Source organism: Thalassospira tepidiphila MCCC 1A03514 (assembly GCF_001662875.1).
Taxonomy (GTDB): domain Bacteria; phylum Pseudomonadota; class Alphaproteobacteria; order Rhodospirillales; family Thalassospiraceae; genus Thalassospira; species Thalassospira tepidiphila.
The window spans coordinates 245,966-263,019 of sequence record NZ_JPVZ01000005.1; the positions used below are offsets into that span (position 1 = coordinate 245,966).

Genomic DNA, 17,054 nt, shown 5'->3' on the forward strand with positions numbered 1-17,054 from the left:
CAACAGAAATCACTTAAGTGACTATTTGTTTTCTTTCTTCACGTTGGCAGCAACCACCTGCCCCGCCTGGATCACCGTCAGGCCGCCTTCGTCGGCAGCGCTTTCGATGCGGCGGCAATGGCCCTCGATATGGGCACCCGGCTCGATGGAAAGGCTTTCGTGAAGAATATCACCGATCATGCGGGCGGTATCGGAAAGGGAAACGTCCTTTGCCCGGACCTGACCGATAACAGTGCCGCAAATGCGGATTTTGTCGGCAACGATTTCGCCGCGGACTTCGCCGCTTTGACCGATTGTCAGGGTTCGTGTGCGAATATCGCCATTGATCGAACCATCAACCTGAACATCGGATTCCGAAATCAGATCACCCGTCACACGAAGATCGGCATTGATGACCGACAGGCCACCCTTTTTCTCGGCGCCGTGTGAACCACTTTTATTCGTTGTTTGTGTCGTCTTGCTCGCTTTTGAAAACATAACGTCCCGCCTCAATAAATTTTACAGGATTGACCGGCTTATTATTGACCAGAACTTCATAATGCACATGGCTACCGGTACTGCGGCCCGTGCTTCCCATCAAGGCGATATGGTCCTGGTACTGCACTTCGTCGCCCTTCTTTACGAGGACCTTGTATAGGTGGCCATAACGGGTTCGAATACCGTTTCCGTGATCAACTTCGACCATCTTCCCGTATTTGCCACTCCATCCCGCATGCACCACTTTGCCCGGTGCGGTTGCAAGAATTGGTGTCTTGATCGGTCCGGCAAGATCAACACCGGAATGAAAAGCCCAGCGACCATTGATCGGGTCTTTTCGTTTACCGAACGAGCTCGATAGATAGTATTTCGCCGCCGGTTCCCCGATAGGCGTCTTCTTGATCCTGTCATGCAGGTTGGCAAGGTGATCCATACGATCATTCAGCGCCAACGCCGTATTGACAAATTCCTCGTCCTGCGGGTGTTCGGGCTCAAATGCTACGAACGGACCACCAACACCGGGCTGCTGCGGCTTCATCGGCGGCAGAACAAATGTTTCCGGCTGCAGGCCGGTCATTTCAAGCACATTCTCAAGTTCGAGAATGGTGTTATCTGCCGTCTGGGCCACCCGCTGCATGGCTTGCTGCTGGATCGAGTGCAAATCAGCAATACGCTGACGCGCTTCGCTCAGTTCACCCTGAAGCTTTTTGGACCGCTGCAAAGCCTGATCACGTTCACGCATCACACGCGACATGACGGTTTCAACCGTTTCCAACTCATCGCGCAGCGCAAGGTTACGGTTGGTGATCCCGTCAATCTGCCCCTGCAACGCATTCATCTGGTTATCCATCGACGTGCGAAGCGATGAAATCCGGACTTTCTCCTTCTCGCTATCAGCAAGCTTGGAGGTATAATCCTGTACCCGCGCCTGAAGCTGCAGGTTCTTTTCCGCCATCGACAACAGATTACGATGGGTATCTTCCATCTGGGATGTAATCTCGCCAAAACGGCGCTGACTTTCGGTAACCCGGGCGATCAGACGGTTGTACGATAGCTCGCTTCTGAAAAGCTGCTCTTCACGCATTGTAAGGCGCTGATCTAGGTACCAGCTATAACCTGTAACGCCGACCGTCCAGGTTATGGCTGCTGCCCCGAATGAGGCCAGTGCGACCTGCGCGTATTTTCCAAGCCGAAGCTGGTAAACGGAATCATTGGAACGGATAAGCAACTGCCGATCCGGAAACCATTTATCCACCAACCGACGAATGCGTTCAAACGCCGACATATTCAGTGTCTAACCCCTAGTTGCCCGTATGCACGCCCGGTTACCCCGGTTATGCAGAGTTTCTTTGACCCCGCCTGAGACATTTTCGCCTTTTCTTTACGCTACCTGTAACTCGGCTAGCAAGCAAGCCCGTTAACACATCCTTAATCGCAAAATTTTCACCTTCTGCTCATATGCTGTGTTACCTATGGCCATCTTCCACATCATATGCGTTTGCTGAGAATGGCGTTTTCCCGATTTATGATCACCTTTGCCGCAACCTGGTTTTATAGCGGCAAAAGCCCGAAGGCACCCGGCACGGCCGGATCGTTCGCCGCCCTGCCCTTTGGCTGGTTGATCTGGGCCTATGGCGGGAATACGGCATTGATCATCGCCAGCATCGCCGTTTTTGCCATCGGCATCTGGGTCGCCCATCTTTACAGCAACATGCTGGGCATCCATGACGCCGGCGAGATCGTCATTGACGAAGTGGTCGGTCAATGGATGTGTCTGCTTGTCGTGCCGCTTGGCGCGGTCTGGATGGATGCTGTGTGGCTGTTGATTGCCTTTTTGGCATTCCGCATATTTGACGTCATCAAGCCTTGGCCGATACGCTGGGTTGACCGGCGCGTGGGCGGCGGGTTTGGCATCATGTTTGATGATGTCCTGGCCGGCGTTTTTGCCATGATTGCGCTTGTCGGCGTTGTTTACCTGACTGGCACCTGATGGACGAAAGATCGTGATGATGAATGACCCTGATCTTCTAAATGCGGCAAGTGCCCTGATCGCGCGCTGCAAGGCCAAGGGCGAAATGATTGCCACGGCCGAATCCTGTACTGGTGGTCTGATCACCGGCACCCTGACCGGCGTTGATGGCAGCTCATCGGTGGTCGATTGCGGCTTTGTCACCTATTCGAACGAGGCCAAAAACAGCCTGATTGGCGTTGGCAATGACTTGCTCGCCGAACATGGCGCGGTATCGGAACAGGTTGCGCGTGCCATGTGCGAAGGTGCGCTTGATCGTGCACCCAATGCCACCATCGCCGTTTCGGTTACCGGCATTGCCGGTCCGGGCGGCGGAACCGACACCAAACCGGTCGGGCTTGTTCATTTTGGCTGTGCCGCCAAGGGCCGTGAAACCATCACGACCCACACGGTCTTTCCGGGCGATCGCCATACCGTGCGCAAGGCAACAGTCCTTAAGGCCTTTGCCCTGATCGAAGAAATGCTGGATCGCAAGGACTAGGAATCAGGCCTGATTTTCCGATGTCGGCAAGTTCGGCTCGCCATACACTTCGCGCGCACGGGTTTCAAACGCACCCACCATCATCTTGACCGCTTCGTTAAACACAACGCCGATCATTTTCTGCAGAAGTGCTGACCGAAACTCGAAATCGACAAAGAAATCAAGCGACGTGCCGCCGTCTTCGTCCTCTTCAAATACCCAGTGATTGTTAAGGTACTTGAACGGCCCTTGCAGATATTCAACATCGACCCGGTCCGGGCGCTGCAAGGTGACTTTCGATGTGTATTTTTCACGAAACATCTTAAAGCCGATCACAAGATCCGCCTTAAGCACATTGCCTTCACGCTTGCGCACCCGCGATGCGACACACCACGGAAGGAACTCCGAATAGGAATCGATATCCGCGACAAGATCAAAGAGTTGTTCCGGCGTATAGGGCAGTTTCCTGCGCTCTGCATGCGTCGGCACGCGATATCTCCCTTGATCGTCGTGGTCTGTGGCTAAACGGGTGAAAGGATTACTGTGCCGCCGTTACGGTCTGTTCCGCCTTGGCTTTGGCAGCATCGGCAGCAGCCAGCTTCTTCTCGCGCGCTTCACGAAGCTGCTCGAAGTCGCGGTCCGCGTGATAGCTCGACCGTGTTAGCGGCGTTGCCGACACCATCAAGAAGCCCTTGCCACGTGCCATCGATGCATATTCGTTGAATTCATCAGGTGTCACAAACTTGTGGACCGGCTCGTGCTTAAGGGTCGGCTGCAGATACTGGCCAATCGTCAGGAAGTCGACATCGGCCACACGCAGGTCATCCATTACCTGTGCCAGTTCCTTGCGTTCCTCACCCAGACCAACCATCAGGCCAGATTTGGTAAAGATCGTCGGGTCAATCTGTTTGACGCGATCAAGAATACGCAGCGACTGGTAATAGCGCGCACCCGGACGGATATTGGTATAGAGCCTGGGAACGGTTTCAAGATTGTGGTTGAACACGTCCGGACGGGCCTTGGCAACGATTTCAACCGCACCCGGCTTGTCACGGAAGTCCGGCGTCAGGATTTCAATCGTGGTTTCCGGCGACTTGTGACGGATCGCCTCAATAACGCGGGCAAAGTGTGCTGCCCCGCCATCGGCCAGATCATCACGGTCAACAGACGTGATCACAACATGCTTAAGCTGCATGTCGGCAACCGCCATCGCCAGGTTTTCCGGCTCGAACGGGTCAAGCGCGTTCGGCATACCGGTTTTGACGTTACAGAACGAACATGCACGCGTGCAGGTATCGCCCATGATCATGAAGGATGCGTGTTTCTTCTGCCAGCATTCGCCGATATTCGGGCATGCGGCTTCTTCACACACGGTATGAAGGTTCAGGCCGCGCGCAAGGTCGCGGGTTTCCTGATACCCCTTGGAGGTCGGAGCCTTGACCCTGATCCAGGACGGTTTGCGCCCCGATGGGCGATCTGGCCGTTTCTGTTTTTCCGGGTGACGAACGGGTTTCTGTTCGCTGGGCGCCGTCGACATAGAGTTACCTCCGAAGGATTGGACGGGCGGCAATTTGCCGCCACGCCGCGCATTTGTCAAACCGACATTCGTAAAAGGTGATCATACCGGGCATGTCCGCCCGGCACGACACAACATCTCAAGCTCTAGAAGTGGATCGCACGGCCATAGGCGTCAAGGACCGACTCATGCATCATTTCCGAAAGCGTCGGATGCGGGAAGACCGTATGCATCAGATCTTCCTCGGTCGTTTCAAGACCCATCGCAACCACAAAGCCCTGGATCAGCTCGGTCACTTCGGCACCAACCATGTGCGCGCCAAGCAATTCACCGGTCTTGGCATCAAACACGGTCTTGACCAGACCTTCTGCCTCGCCAAGGGCGACCGCCTTGCCATTGCCGATGAACGGGAACTTGCCGACCTTGACTTCATAACCGGCATCTTTGGCCTTGGCTTCGGTCAGACCGACACTTGCGACCTGCGGATGGCAATAGGTGCAACCCGGGATCTTGCGCGGATCAAGCGGATGAACGCCTTTGACACCGGCAATCTTTTCAATGCAGATAACACCTTCGTGCTCGGCCTTGTGTGCCAGCATCGGCGGACCGGCAACGTCACCAATGGCATAGATGCCCGGTTCTGCAGTTGCCGAATACTCGTTGGTATCGATCACGTTGCGATCAACCTTGACCTTGGTGGTTTCAAGACCAAGACCTTCGGTATTGCCGATCACACCAACAGCCGAAATTACGCGATCAACGGTCAATTCCTGTTTCTTGCCGTCCTTGGTTTCCACCGTGACGACAACGTTATCGGAATTGCGCTTAAGGTTCGCGACCTTGGCTTCGGTCAGGATCTTCATCCCGTCCTTGGTCATCATCTTCTGTGCCAGGCCAGCGACTTCCTTGTCTTCAACCGGCATGATCTGCGGCATGATTTCCACCACGGTCACATCCGCACCCATGGTGTGATAGAAGCTGGCAAACTCGATCCCGATGGCACCGGAACCCACCACAACAAGGCTTTTGGGCATCTTGTCAGGCGTCATCGCCTTTTTGTAATCCCAGACAACCTTGCCGTCGGCCTCAAGCCCCGGCAGTGAACGGGCACGCGCACCGGTCGCGATGATATAATTCTTCGCGGTATAGGTACCCTTGTCCTTGCCTTCGACCACGATCTTTTTCGGGCCGTCGAACTTGGCTTCACCGTTGATCACGGTCACCTTGTTCTTTTTCAGCAAATGACCAACACCACCGGCAAGCTGCTTGGACACGCCGCGCGAACGCTGGATCACCGCATCCAGATCAAAGGACGGCTTTTCACATGAAAGGCCATAATCCTTTGCGTGGTGCATGTTGCGATAAACTTCGGCCGAACGCAGCAGCGCCTTGGTCGGGATGCAGCCCCAGTTCAGGCAAATGCCGCCAACATGTTCACGTTCAACAACAGCCGTTTTCAGGCCAAGCTGGGCCGCACGGATTGCGGTTACATAACCACCCGGGCCTGCGCCAATCACGATTACGTCGAAATTGTTATCCGCCATCGTAGGATCTCCTTCGCCTGCCCTTTAATGGTTGCAGGTCTTTTAAATTCAAATGCTTGCGGGGACTTGTTAAAGCCCCCGCGCAACTTTGGACCCTAGAGCAACATGCTCAGCGGATCTTCAATAAGCTTTTTGAATTCGGCCATGAATTCCGCACCGACTGCGCCATCGACCGCGCGATGGTCAACAGAAAGGGTGCAGGTCATGACAGTGGCGATTGCCAGTGCACCGTCCTTGACGACCGGGCGCTGTTCACCCGCACCAACTGCAAGGATGCAGCCCTGCGGCGGATTGATAATCGCCGAGAAGTCCTTGATGCCGAACATGCCCAGGTTAGATACCGAGAAGGTCCCACCCTGATAATCTTCCGGCTTCAGTTTGCCGTCACGTGCCTTGCCAGCCAGTGCTTTCATCTCGCCTGAGATTTCAGCAAGGCCTTTCGAACCGGCATCACGAACAACCGGCGTGATCAGGCCACCTTCTATGGCAACCGCCACCGAGATATCCTGTTTCTTGCACTGCAGGGTCGCCTTGTCGGTCCAGATGGAGTTCGCAGCCGGAACCTTTTTCAGCGCCAGCGACACCGCACGGATGACGAAATCATTTACCGAAATCTTGACACCCTCGCCCGCCTTTTCATTCAGCTGCTTGCGGGTGGCCAACAGATTGTCGAGTTCGCAATCCACCGTCAGGTAGAAGTGCGGAACCTGCTGCTTGGATTCGGTCAGGCGACGCGCGATGGTTTTGCGCATGCCGCTGTTCGGAATTTCTTCGTATTCCGGAAGACCGGTAAGATCCGGGTTCCAGCCAGATGCGGCCGGTGCACTTGCTGCTGCCGGTGCGTCTGCCGATTTCTTGTCTTCGGATGCGGCAGACTTTTCGGCCGGTTTCGACGACAGAGCCGCCTCAATATCGCGTTTCACGATACGACCACGCGGGCCCGAACCGGAAACGTCGGAAAGCTCGACACCTTCGTTGGCTGCAATACGCCGCGCAAGCGGGCTTGCCTTGATGCGCTTGCCACCGGAAACCGGGGCAGCCGGTGCCGGTTTGTCGTCACCAGAAGCCGATTTTTCGGCTGTTGCTGGTGCCTTTTCCTCTTTGGCGTCGTCCTTTGCCGGCGCACTTTCGCCGCCACCAGACGTACTGGCAGCAGACGTGTCCGCACCCTCAAGCGCGCTTTCGTCTTCGTCTTCCTCAAGCAGCAACGCGATAACTTCGTTTACCGCAACGTTTTCGCTGCCTTCAGAAACAAGGATTTTACCGATCTTGCCTTCGTCAACGGCTTCGACTTCCATCGTGGCTTTGTCGGTTTCGATTTCGGCGATGACGTCACCCGATTCAACGGTGTCGCCTTCCTTGACGTGCCATTTCGCCAAGGTGCCTTCGGTCATGGTCGGCGACAAGGCCGGCATCAATACTTTTACAGGCATGAACGCATTCTCCCGGTAACGGGGCGGCGCGGTGTAACCCGCGACCAGCCCCTGTCCGTCTTACTTAGCGATAGCAAACGGCCTTGGCCGCGGCGACGATGTGGCTGTCCTGCGGAAGCGCAAGCGCCTCCAGGTTGGCAGCATACGGCATCGGAACGTCTTCGCCGGTTACACGGGCAACCGGTGCATCGAGGTAATCAAATGCATGTTCCATCGCAACAGAAGCGATTTCCGCACCAATACCCGAGAAGTGCCAGCCTTCCTCAACAGTCACCAGACGGTTGGTCTTCATGACCGAGCGCACGATGGTATTCACATCCAGCGGACGGATGGTGCGCAGGTTGATGACCTCTGCCGAGATGCCCTGCTCTGCCAGTTGCTCGGCCGCCTTAAGCGCCTTGCCCACCATGATCGAGAAGGCAACGATGGTGACATCGGTCCCTTCGCGTTCGATCTTGGCCTGACCAATCGGCAGGACGAAATCTTCGTCGTCAGGCACTTCAAAGCTCTGACCGTACATGATTTCGTTTTCAAGGAAGACAATCGGGTTCGGGTCACGAATAGCCGCCTTCAGAAGGCCTTTGGCATCTGCGGCCGACCACGGTGCAACAACCTTGAGACCCGGGCAATGTGCATACCAGGATGCATAGCACTGCGAGTGCTGGGCACCGACGCGCGATGCGGCACCGTTCGGGCCACGGAATACGATCGGGCAACCAAGCTGGCCACCAGACATGTACAGCGTCTTCGCAGCAGAGTTGATGATCTGGTCAATCGCCTGCATTGCGAAGTTAAAGGTCATGAATTCCAGAACCGGCTTAAGGCCCATAAAGGCCGAACCGGTTGCAAGACCGGTGAAACCGTGCTCGGTGATCGGGGTATCGATCACGCGCTTGTCACCGAATTCATCGAGCAGCCCCTGGGTAACCTTGTAGGCACCCTGATACTGCGCAACTTCTTCACCCATGACGAAGACGTTTTCGTCAGACCGCATTTCTTCGGCCATTGCATCGCGCAGGGCTTCACGAACGGTCTGGGTTTTAAAGCTGGTATAGGTCTTTTCGTCCTGGGTCGCGTTCATCACGCTCATTGCGCGCGGCTCAGCGTCAGAACGTTCAATCGCACCACTGGCAGAAACCGGCGCAGCATTCGAAGATGCCGATGCCGGGGCTTTGTCAGAAGACTCTTCCTTGGAAGCTTCTTCTTCTTTTGCCGGTGCGGCGTCTTTCTTGGGTTCAGAGGACGCAGAAACGTTATCAAGTGCGGACGCGTCTTCGTCTTCTTCAAGGATATAGGCAATCACCTGATTGACCGCGACATTCTCGGTACCGGCTTCGATAACGAGCTTACCAATGGTGCCCTCGTCTACGGCCTCGACTTCCATCGTGGCTTTGTCGGTTTCGATTTCTGCGATCACGTCACCGGATGCGACAGTGTCGCCTTCCTTGACGTTCCATTTGGCAAGTGTGCCTTCGGTCATGGTCGGCGACAGGGCCGGCATCAAAACTTCAATCGGCATTGTTCCCTCTCTCCCGGGAAATATCGTTCAAAAGCGGTTCGCAGAGCTTGCGATCACGCGTCGATCAGAATGTCGGTAAACAGTTCGGAAACATCCGGTTCCGGGCTGTTCTGCGCGAACTCGGCCGCTTTTGCGACTTCGGCTTTAACTTCCTTGTCGATGTCTTTCAGACCGGATTCATCAATGATGTCACCGTCGATCAGGAGTTTTTTGACCATATCAATCGGATCGTGCTCTTTACGCATTTTGTCGAGCTCGTCCTTGGTACGGTATTTCGCCGGGTCGGACATGGAATGCCCGCGATAGCGATAGGTTTTCAGCTCAAGGATATAAGGCCCCTTGCCTGAACGGCAATGTTCCACAGCGCGCTCACCAGCAGCCTTGACCGCCAGAACGTCCATGCCATCAACCTGCTCACCGGGAATGCCATAGGCCTTACCACGTTCATACAGGTCAGGGCTCGACGAGTGACGCTGGGTCGAAGTGCCCATCGCATACTGGTTGTTCTCGATGCAGTAAATCACCGGAAGCTGCCAAAGGGCTGCCATGTTGAATGCTTCATAGACCTGGCCCTGGTTGACGGCACCGTCACCCAGATAGGTCATGCAAACCTTGTTTTCGCCACGGTATTTGTAGCTAAAGGCAATACCGGTTCCAAGCGGAACCTGCGCACCCACGATACCATGACCACCATAGAAATTCTTTTCCTTGGAGAACATGTGCATCGAGCCGCCTTTACCGCGGGAATACCCGCCTTCGCGGCCCGTCAGTTCGGCCATCACACCGGCGGCATCCATGCCGGTTGCAAGCATATGCCCGTGATCGCGATAACTGGTGATAACACCATCTTCGTTCGATGCGGCGGCCTGCATGCCGACAACAACGGCTTCCTGCCCGATATAAAGGTGGCAGAAACCGCCAATGAGACCCATGCCATACAGCTGACCGGCTTTTTCTTCAAAGCGACGGATCAGAAGCATTTCACGGTAATATTTGAGGAGATCGTCACTGCTCGCCTGATTGTCGGCGCGCGTCGTGCCGCGTTTGCGTTTTGGTGTGGTCGCCATGTTTCCTCCCGGTGGATGGCTATCGCTTAAGCATCATGTATGAGTGCTTAATTCGGTACTGGACCACCGAAATGACTACCGAAAACAGACCACAAGGGCAAGCAATCTAACCTCGATTAAACTGTTGTTTTGCAACGCACAATCACAAATAAACCTGATTTAAGTTAATCTTTGAGTTTACGCGTTTTTACAGAGTTGCAGGATTTTCAGCACCTTGGACGCCTGCTTTAAAACTCGTTCATTCCCCTGCGTCACAAATGCTATGCTTTCGCGGGGATAATACCGCATAGCAGCGCAAAACGGAAAACAACCGAAAGAATGCATTGTATATCAATGACCTCTACTTGGTTTGGCAAAATAGCGCCCTAAACCAGAAGTCAGTTTAAACAACGACTTACCCGTTTGCGATTATTGCTGAACACAATTCACAACCCAAAATTTCTGTCAAACTGTGATCTGGTCAACAGTACAGAGCCATTTTACGCAGAGAAATGCGATTGTGCTGTCAGCGGATTCTCTCGCACCACATCCCCTGCCCACTCAAAGCAGGCATCAGGCATCAGGCTCAGTTGGCGTCGGTTGCGGCCGCAGCCGTGATGACATCGCTATAGCCATCATGGTGGAAAATGATCACATCGTCGGGATGGGCGGCATTCAGCATCGCACGCGCCCGCTCATCAAGCAGATCCGGATCAAGGTGGCTCGAACGCAGCGAAAGCACATGCTGTTCAAGCAATTTGCGGCGCTCGGTCGTTTCTTCAAGAACCTGGGTGATCTGGCTGACGCGGTCTTGCATCGACCAGTAATTCAAAAGCCCGCGTTCGCCTTCGACACTGTGAAAGATGAAATACGCCATCACGGTAAATGCGATTACCGGTGCGACAGCCTGTTTCAGGCGAAGAATGACCGGTGAACTGGACGACATTTACCTTATGCCCCTTGCACATCTGTGCGACGTGATGACCAAATACTTCGTTCCGGTCGCATAACGTAAAAACCACATACGTTATTTCGCTTGTCTGACAATGATTTACCATTGGACAAGTCGGGAAAACCGGCAAGATTACCCGTAACCATGCGCATATTCGGGTAAAAATAGAGTTAAGCAATCTGCGCAAAGCTGCGCGATTACGCTCAATTCACTAATCCTGATATTCGAATTTATCACTTGGCGCCCATACAAAACAGGCCGCCTCCGGATAAGGAAGCGGCCTGTTACGCCGTCGAAATATCAGCAGCCCTTACTTCAGGATCGAACGACCCGGAAAGTGTGCGCCGGCATCAAGAAGCTCCTCGATGCGGATCAGCTGATTGTATTTTGCCATACGGTCAGAACGTGACAGTGAACCGGTTTTGATCTGACCACAGTTGGTGGCAACCGCCAGATCGGCAATGGTCGCGTCTTCGGTTTCGCCCGAACGGTGCGACATCACAGCGGTGTAACCGGCACGATGTGCCATCTCGACGGCTTCCAGCGTTTCCGAAAGTGTGCCGATCTGGTTGACCTTGACCAGGATCGAGTTGGCCACGCCCTTTTTGATGCCGTCCGCAAGACGTTTCGGGTTGGTGACAAACAGGTCATCCCCCACAAGCTGGGTCTTGGCACCGATGGCGGCCGTCAGTTCTGCCCAACCATCCCAATCGTCTTCGGCCATGCCGTCTTCGATGGAGAAGATCGGGTATTTACCAACAAGATCGGCCCAGTATTTGACCATCTGGCTCGGATCAAGCGACTTGCCCTCGCCGGCCAGAACGTATTTGCCGTCCTTGAAGAACTCGGTCGATGCCGCATCAAGCGCCAGCACAACGTCTTCTTCCGGGCGATAGCCAGCAGCCTCGATCGACTTCATGACATAGCTGATGGCAGCCTCGGTCGATGCGATGTTCGGCGCAAAGCCACCCTCGTCACCGACATTGGTGTTCAGACCATCTGCCGATAATGCCTTTTTCAGGTTGTGGAAGATTTCCGCACCCATGCGGATCGCGTCCGAGCACGTCTCGGCCGACACCGGCATGATCATGAATTCCTGCACGTCGATCGGGTTATCGGCATGCTCGCCACCATTGATGATGTTCATCATCGGCACCGGCAAAGTGCGGGCAAACGACCCACCGACATAACGATACAGCGGAAGACCGGCGTCTTCGGCGGCGGCCTTGGCAGTCGCCAGCGACACGCCCAGAATGGCGTTTGCGCCCAGACGGCCTTTGTTTTCGGTGCCATCAAGGTCGATCATGACATTGTCAACAGCAAGCTGGTCTTCGGCATCCATGCCCGCCAGCGCCTCAAAGATTTCACCGTTTACGGATGCAACCGCCTTGGTCACACCTTTGCCAAGGTAACGGTCTTCCTTGTCGCGCAGTTCGACGGCTTCGTGTGCACCGGTGGATGCGCCCGAAGGAACGGCAGCACGACCAAAGGCGCCATTTTCCAGGGTGACATCAACTTCGACCGTCGGGTTACCACGGCTGTCAAGGATTTCGCGGCCGCGAATATCGATAATAGCGGTCATGACAGAAACGTTCTCCTCACTGGTAGGAACCATACCTGACCATCAGGCATGCAGGTTACAGCAAAAAAGAATGCCGCCAATCACGTGCTGGCGGCATTTGTTATTTACGCGTCAAACATATCCAGACGAACCGGATTGGCTTTTGCCACCTTGTCCAGTTCCATCAGAACCGAAAGAACTTCGGGAAGCTTGTTCAACGGGATTTGGTTCGGGCCATCGGAAATGGCCGTCGCCGGGTTATCGTGGGTTTCGATAAACAGTGCTGCGATACCAACCGCAACGGCCGCACGGGCAAGAACTGGCGCGAATTCGCGCTGGCCACCTGACGAGGTGCCCTGTCCGCCCGGCTGCTGAACCGAATGGGTGGCATCGAAGACAACCGGATAGCCCTGACGGGCCATGGTGGGAAGTCCGCGGAAGTCCGTGACAAGCGTGTTATAGCCAAAGCTGGTCCCACGGTCACAGAGCATGATGTTTTCATTGCCGGTCGCAGCAAGGTTATTGGCCACATTGACCATGTCCCAAGGCGCCAGGAACTGCCCCTTTTTGACATTGACCGCACGGCCCGTTTTGCCCGCCGCCTGCAACAGATCGGCCTGACGGCACAGGAATGCCGGGATCTGCAGGATATCGGCAACCTCGGCCACCGCCGCACACTGATCAGGCAAATGCACGTCGGTCACGATCGGAAGCCCGGTGACTTCCTTGACCTCGGCCAGGATATCGAGACCTTCTTTAAGGCCAACACCGCGTTTGGACGTGGTGCTGGTCCGGTTGGCCTTGTCGAACGAGCTTTTATAAACAAGCCCGATGCCAAGCCCTTCGGACAGTTCCTTAAGGGCTGTGGCCATCTCGAGCGCGTGCTGACGGCTTTCGATCGCGCACGGGCCTGCCAGAACGGCAAACGGCTTGTCGTTGGCGATTTCGATATTGCCGACTTTGACGGTTTTAATTTCGGTCATTGCACTGACTTTCTGTCGATCACTTGTGGCTGTTTGTTCTGGCAATCAGATACCAGGCTTATACCAGACGGCTGCGCTCTTTGGCGGCCTTGATATAGGAAACAAACAGCGGATGCGGATCCAGCGGACGCGAACGCAGTTCCGGGTGGAACTGAACACCGATGAACCACGGATGATCCGGATATTCGACGATTTCCGGCAAACGACCATCCGGCGACAGCCCTGAGAATTTAAGACCCTTCTCTTCAAGCTGGCCCATGAAGTTGACGTTCACCTCATAACGATGGCGGTGACGTTCAAGAACGGTTTCGCTGCCATAAATCTCACGCGCACGGGTGCCATCAACAAGCTTGCACTCGTAGTTGCCCAGACGCATGGTGCCGCCAAGGTCATCGTCATCAGAACGACGTTCGACCGAGCCACCATCTTTCGCCCATTCGGTCATCAGACCGACAAGCGGCGTCTTGGTCGGACCAAATTCGGACGAGGACGCATCCTTAAGCCCGGCAAGATTACGCGCAGCTTCCAGAACCGCCATCTGCATGCCAAAGCAAATCCCGAAATACGGAACCTTGTTTTCGCGTGCATAGCGGGCCGCGGCAATCTTGCCTTCGGTGCCACGTTCGCCAAAGCCACCCGGAACCATGATCGCATCAAGCTTGGACAGGATTTCGTTGACGTTGCCTTCTTTTTCCAGCTCGTCAGACGCAATCCATTCCAGTTTGACGCGCACCTTGTTGGCAATCCCGCCATGGGTCAGTGCTTCGGTCAGCGACTTATAGGCATCCGGAAGCTGGATATATTTGCCAACGATGCCGATGGTAACCTCGCCTTCCGGATTGCGGATGGTGTTGCAGATATCTTCCCACGGCTGAAGATCCGGTTCCTGCGCTTGCAGGCCGAAGTGATACAGCACTTCGTTATCCAGACCATACTGGTGATAGCTGATCGGCACCTGATAGATGTTGTCAACGTCATAGGCCGGAATAACCGCCGCTTCACGGACGTTACAGAAACGCGCAATCTTGCGGCGTTCATTGATAGGAATTTCGCGATCACAACGGCACAGAAGAATATCTGGCTGAATACCGACACTCTGAAGTTCCTTGACCGAGTGCTGGGTCGGCTTGGTTTTAAGCTCCCCGGCAGACGAAATATAAGGAACAAGTGTCAGGTGCATGAACAGCGCCCGGCCATCGCCAAGGTCATTGCCCATCTGACGGATGGCTTCAAGGAACGGAAGACTTTCGATGTCACCCACCGTGCCGCCGATTTCGACCAGGACAAAGTCCTCGGTCGCATCCGACATGACGAATTCCTTGATCGCATCGGTGATGTGCGGAATGACCTGCACAGTCCCGCCAAGGTAATCGCCGCGACGTTCACGCGCGATCACGTTGGAATAGATACGACCGGTGGTGACGTTATCGGACCGGCGCGATGATACGCCGGTGAAACGTTCATAGTGGCCAAGATCAAGGTCGGTCTCCGCACCGTCTTCGGTCACATAGCATTCGCCATGCTGGTACGGGCTCATGGTGCCCGGATCGACGTTGATATACGGATCAAGTTTACGCAGACGAACTGTAAAGCCGCGTGCCTGCAGGGACGCCCCCAAAGCAGCGGAAGCCAGACCTTTGCCCAGCGAGGAAACCACGCCACCGGTAATAAAGATAAAACGAGTCATTATCTTGGCCTCATCTCAAAGCACAAAGCCTCGGTTCGATGCCATAGTACCAAGGAGCAGAAATACTCATCAATAGAGATCGTGCAAACGAGCTATTGGCTAGGAAGAATAGCGCAGGCGATGCGGTGCATCGTCAAGCTGTTCTGACGCCAGCCTATAGTTTGTTTGCGCGACCGGGACGGCACCTTTTAGCGCCCTCCGGACCGCGTCGTAGCTTGTTTGCGATGCGCCGCATCGCCACACAAGCCTCTCCTAACCAGAGAACGCTAAAAGGCGTCTCTATCGGTGACTATTTCTACTCCTTGGTACTTGTGCATCACGAACCGGGGAATTCAACAATCAAAAATTGAGGCGGCAAGTTTGCCGCCTCAGGTCGTCGGTTAATTTGTTTATCGGGTCGGAGCCGCGGGACCGGTGTCCTCGGCGGGCTCAGTGACCGCGGGGGCCGGTTCCGGCGCCTGATCAAGGATCGAAGCCGGCTGGGTGTGGGTATTCGACTGAAGGGCAAGAATGATGCTGGTGATCATGAATGCGCCTGCCAGAATAGCAGTAGTACGGGTCAGCAGGTTCGCAGCGCCGCGTGAGCTCATCACGCCGAAACCACCGCCGCCGCCGCCGCCGCTGTTACCGCCGATACCAAGCCCACCGCCCTCGCTGCGCTGCACGAGAATCACAGCGATCAGGCCGAGCGCAAGAAGAAGGTGGATTACCAGAATGACTGTTTGCATGGTGTCGAAACTCTTGTCCTAATCAACCGATCCAAACGCAATTCGGCCCGGATCGGGCATAAATTTGATGCGTATTTAACGCGTTTTATGGCTGTTGGCTAGACCATATTAAACAAAATCTGCACCGCAGTCGGTCAGGCACAAGATTCAATAATCTGCCAGAAATCTTCAACCTTAAGGCTGGCCCCGCCGACAAGTGCACCATCGACATCTTCGACAGCCATCAATTCCTTGGCATTCGACGGCTTGACCGAACCACCATACAGAATTCGGAACTGATCACCATCCTCAAACCGTGCCATCAGACCTGCACGGATCGCAGCATGCACTTCGGCAACTTCTTCGACACTGGCAGTCCGGCCGGTGCCAATCGCCCAGACCGGCTCATAGGCAACAACCGTGTTTTTGGCTGTCGCCCCATCGGGAAGCGATACCGCCACCTGCCCGTTCACCACCGGCAACGTCGCACCAAGATCGCGTTCTTCCTCGGTCTCGCCAACGCACACCACCGCGATCAGACCGGCATCATGGGCCGCAATCGCCTTTTTGCGAATGTCGGTCGAACTTTCCCCGTGATCGGCACGGCGTTCGGAATGACCGACCAGAACATATTGTGCGCCAATATCGGCCAGCATCGGGGCAGCCAGATCACCGGTATGCGCGCCCGAAATCGCCGCATGGCAATCCTGCCCACCGACGGCAACCGCACTTCCCTTGGTCACACCAACTGCCTCGGACAAAAGCGTTGCCGGCGGACAGACAAGAATATCGCAACCAAGCGCCCCTTTTTCAGACGCCTTTGCCGCCAGGCTTGATGCCAGCGCAAGACCGTCTGCACGCAAACAGTTCATTTTCCAGTTTCCGGCAATCAGGGGACGGCGTTGGGTCATGGGAGCTACCTCGTGCTGATCTGGTTCACATTTTGTCTGTGTAGTGTCCTTGTTTCCAGACCATAACAACCGGTTTGCGGTTGATACGATTTGTTACAGGACCTGTTTCGACGCGGGTTTTAGCATGCCATGCCAGCGGGGCCAAGTACCCGAAAACGCCCGATCACGTATTTAGGATGTGATTGCAGTCATCTTCTATACAATCGCCTGTTGCCGCTGATAACACTCG

General features: G+C 55.0%; 16 protein-coding genes. 2 read left to right on the top strand and 14 right to left on the bottom strand.

The features are described from left to right. Positions 1–21: 21 nt before the first annotated feature. Positions 22–477: a bactofilin family protein gene (locus tag TH4_RS13285; RefSeq protein WP_064781466.1), complete on the bottom strand. Its 456-nt coding sequence runs from the start codon at positions 475–477 to the stop codon at positions 22–24. Then, positions 437–1,762: a M23 family metallopeptidase gene (locus tag TH4_RS13290; protein ID WP_064781467.1), complete on the bottom strand. Its 1,326-nt coding sequence runs from the start codon at positions 1,760–1,762 to the stop codon at positions 437–439. Before TH4_RS13290 ends, TH4_RS13285 begins: the two co-directional genes overlap by 41 nt. Positions 1,763–1,984: 222 nt before the next feature. On the opposite strand from TH4_RS13290, the gene TH4_RS13295 reads away from it, so the two are divergent. After that, a complete protein-coding gene (locus TH4_RS13295) occupies positions 1,985–2,467 on the top strand; it encodes a phosphatidylglycerophosphatase A family protein (protein WP_064781468.1) in 483 nt (160 codons plus the stop codon). 19 nt (positions 2,468–2,486) lie between these two features. Continuing rightward, entirely contained in the window at positions 2,487–2,987 is a 501-nt protein-coding gene (locus tag TH4_RS13300; RefSeq protein WP_209272227.1) for a CinA family protein, read from the top strand. A gap of 3 nt (positions 2,988–2,990) precedes the next feature. On the opposite strand, the gene TH4_RS13305 is transcribed toward TH4_RS13300, so the two are convergent. From TH4_RS13305 to tpiA, 12 genes are all read right to left on the bottom strand, one after another. Next, positions 2,991–3,455: a type II toxin-antitoxin system RatA family toxin gene (locus TH4_RS13305; RefSeq protein ID WP_008891166.1), complete on the bottom strand. Its 465-nt coding sequence runs from the start codon at positions 3,453–3,455 to the stop codon at positions 2,991–2,993. A 49-nt stretch (positions 3,456–3,504) separates the two neighbouring features. Next, positions 3,505–4,503: a lipoyl synthase gene (gene lipA, locus TH4_RS13310; protein WP_008891167.1), complete on the bottom strand. Its 999-nt coding sequence runs from the start codon at positions 4,501–4,503 to the stop codon at positions 3,505–3,507. Between the two features lie 125 nt (positions 4,504–4,628). Further along, positions 4,629–6,026, bottom strand: a complete 1,398-nt coding sequence (lpdA, locus tag TH4_RS13315; RefSeq protein WP_064781470.1) for a dihydrolipoyl dehydrogenase — start codon at positions 6,024–6,026, stop codon at positions 4,629–4,631. Between the two features lie 95 nt (positions 6,027–6,121). Further along, a complete protein-coding gene (locus TH4_RS13320; protein WP_064781471.1) occupies positions 6,122–7,459 on the bottom strand; it encodes a pyruvate dehydrogenase complex dihydrolipoamide acetyltransferase in 1,338 nt (445 codons plus the stop codon). A 64-nt stretch (positions 7,460–7,523) separates the two neighbouring features. Then, entirely contained in the window at positions 7,524–8,978 is a 1,455-nt protein-coding gene (locus TH4_RS13325; protein ID WP_064781472.1) for a pyruvate dehydrogenase complex E1 component subunit beta, read from the bottom strand. Between the two features lie 53 nt (positions 8,979–9,031). Next, entirely contained in the window at positions 9,032–10,045 is a 1,014-nt protein-coding gene (gene pdhA / locus TH4_RS13330; protein WP_064781473.1) for a pyruvate dehydrogenase (acetyl-transferring) E1 component subunit alpha, read from the bottom strand. A 565-nt stretch (positions 10,046–10,610) separates the two neighbouring features. Then, on the bottom strand, positions 10,611–10,970 hold the full coding sequence (locus TH4_RS13335; RefSeq protein WP_064781474.1) for an FtsB family cell division protein: 360 nt from the start codon (positions 10,968–10,970) through the stop codon (positions 10,611–10,613). 316 nt (positions 10,971–11,286) lie between these two features. After that, positions 11,287–12,558, bottom strand: a complete 1,272-nt coding sequence (eno, locus tag TH4_RS13340; RefSeq protein WP_008891173.1) for a phosphopyruvate hydratase — start codon at positions 12,556–12,558, stop codon at positions 11,287–11,289. A gap of 104 nt (positions 12,559–12,662) precedes the next feature. Further along, positions 12,663–13,520 carry a 3-deoxy-8-phosphooctulonate synthase gene (kdsA, locus tag TH4_RS13345; RefSeq protein ID WP_008891174.1) on the bottom strand — a complete coding sequence of 286 codons (858 nt, stop codon included), beginning with the start codon at positions 13,518–13,520 and terminating at the stop codon, positions 12,663–12,665. A 58-nt stretch (positions 13,521–13,578) separates the two neighbouring features. After that, positions 13,579–15,207 (bottom strand): CTP synthase, encoded by a 1,629-nt coding sequence (locus TH4_RS13350; RefSeq protein WP_008891175.1) that lies wholly within the window; start codon positions 15,205–15,207, stop codon positions 13,579–13,581. Between the two features lie 389 nt (positions 15,208–15,596). Continuing rightward, positions 15,597–15,935 carry a preprotein translocase subunit SecG gene (secG, locus tag TH4_RS13355; protein ID WP_044826746.1) on the bottom strand — a complete coding sequence of 113 codons (339 nt, stop codon included), beginning with the start codon at positions 15,933–15,935 and terminating at the stop codon, positions 15,597–15,599. 134 nt (positions 15,936–16,069) lie between these two features. Beyond that, positions 16,070–16,825: a triose-phosphate isomerase gene (tpiA, locus tag TH4_RS13360; RefSeq protein ID WP_064781475.1), complete on the bottom strand. Its 756-nt coding sequence runs from the start codon at positions 16,823–16,825 to the stop codon at positions 16,070–16,072. Positions 16,826–17,054: the final 229 nt, after the last annotated feature.

Coding starts and splice junctions, on each gene's coding strand:
- lpdA (WP_064781470.1), bottom strand. CDS start 6,026: ATGGCGGATAACAATTTCGACGTAATCGTGATTGGCGCAGGCCCGGGT.
- kdsA (WP_008891174.1), bottom strand. CDS start 13,520: ATGACCGAAATTAAAACCGTCAAAGTCGGCAATATCGAAATCGCCAAC.
- TH4_RS13350 (WP_008891175.1), bottom strand. CDS start 15,207: ATGACTCGTTTTATCTTTATTACCGGTGGCGTGGTTTCCTCGCTGGGC.
- TH4_RS13300 (WP_209272227.1), top strand. CDS start 2,487: ATGAATGACCCTGATCTTCTAAATGCGGCAAGTGCCCTGATCGCGCGC.
- TH4_RS13295 (WP_064781468.1), top strand. CDS start 1,985: ATGGCGTTTTCCCGATTTATGATCACCTTTGCCGCAACCTGGTTTTAT.
- TH4_RS13290 (WP_064781467.1), bottom strand. CDS start 1,762: ATGTCGGCGTTTGAACGCATTCGTCGGTTGGTGGATAAATGGTTTCCG.
- TH4_RS13285 (WP_064781466.1), bottom strand. CDS start 477: ATGTTTTCAAAAGCGAGCAAGACGACACAAACAACGAATAAAAGTGGT.
- lipA (WP_008891167.1), bottom strand. CDS start 4,503: ATGTCGACGGCGCCCAGCGAACAGAAACCCGTTCGTCACCCGGAAAAA.
- TH4_RS13325 (WP_064781472.1), bottom strand. CDS start 8,978: ATGCCGATTGAAGTTTTGATGCCGGCCCTGTCGCCGACCATGACCGAA.
- pdhA (WP_064781473.1), bottom strand. CDS start 10,045: ATGGCGACCACACCAAAACGCAAACGCGGCACGACGCGCGCCGACAAT.
- TH4_RS13320 (WP_064781471.1), bottom strand. CDS start 7,459: ATGCCTGTAAAAGTATTGATGCCGGCCTTGTCGCCGACCATGACCGAA.
- TH4_RS13335 (WP_064781474.1), bottom strand. CDS start 10,970: ATGTCGTCCAGTTCACCGGTCATTCTTCGCCTGAAACAGGCTGTCGCA.
- tpiA (WP_064781475.1), bottom strand. CDS start 16,825: ATGACCCAACGCCGTCCCCTGATTGCCGGAAACTGGAAAATGAACTGT.
- eno (WP_008891173.1), bottom strand. CDS start 12,558: ATGACCGCTATTATCGATATTCGCGGCCGCGAAATCCTTGACAGCCGT.
- secG (WP_044826746.1), bottom strand. CDS start 15,935: ATGCAAACAGTCATTCTGGTAATCCACCTTCTTCTTGCGCTCGGCCTG.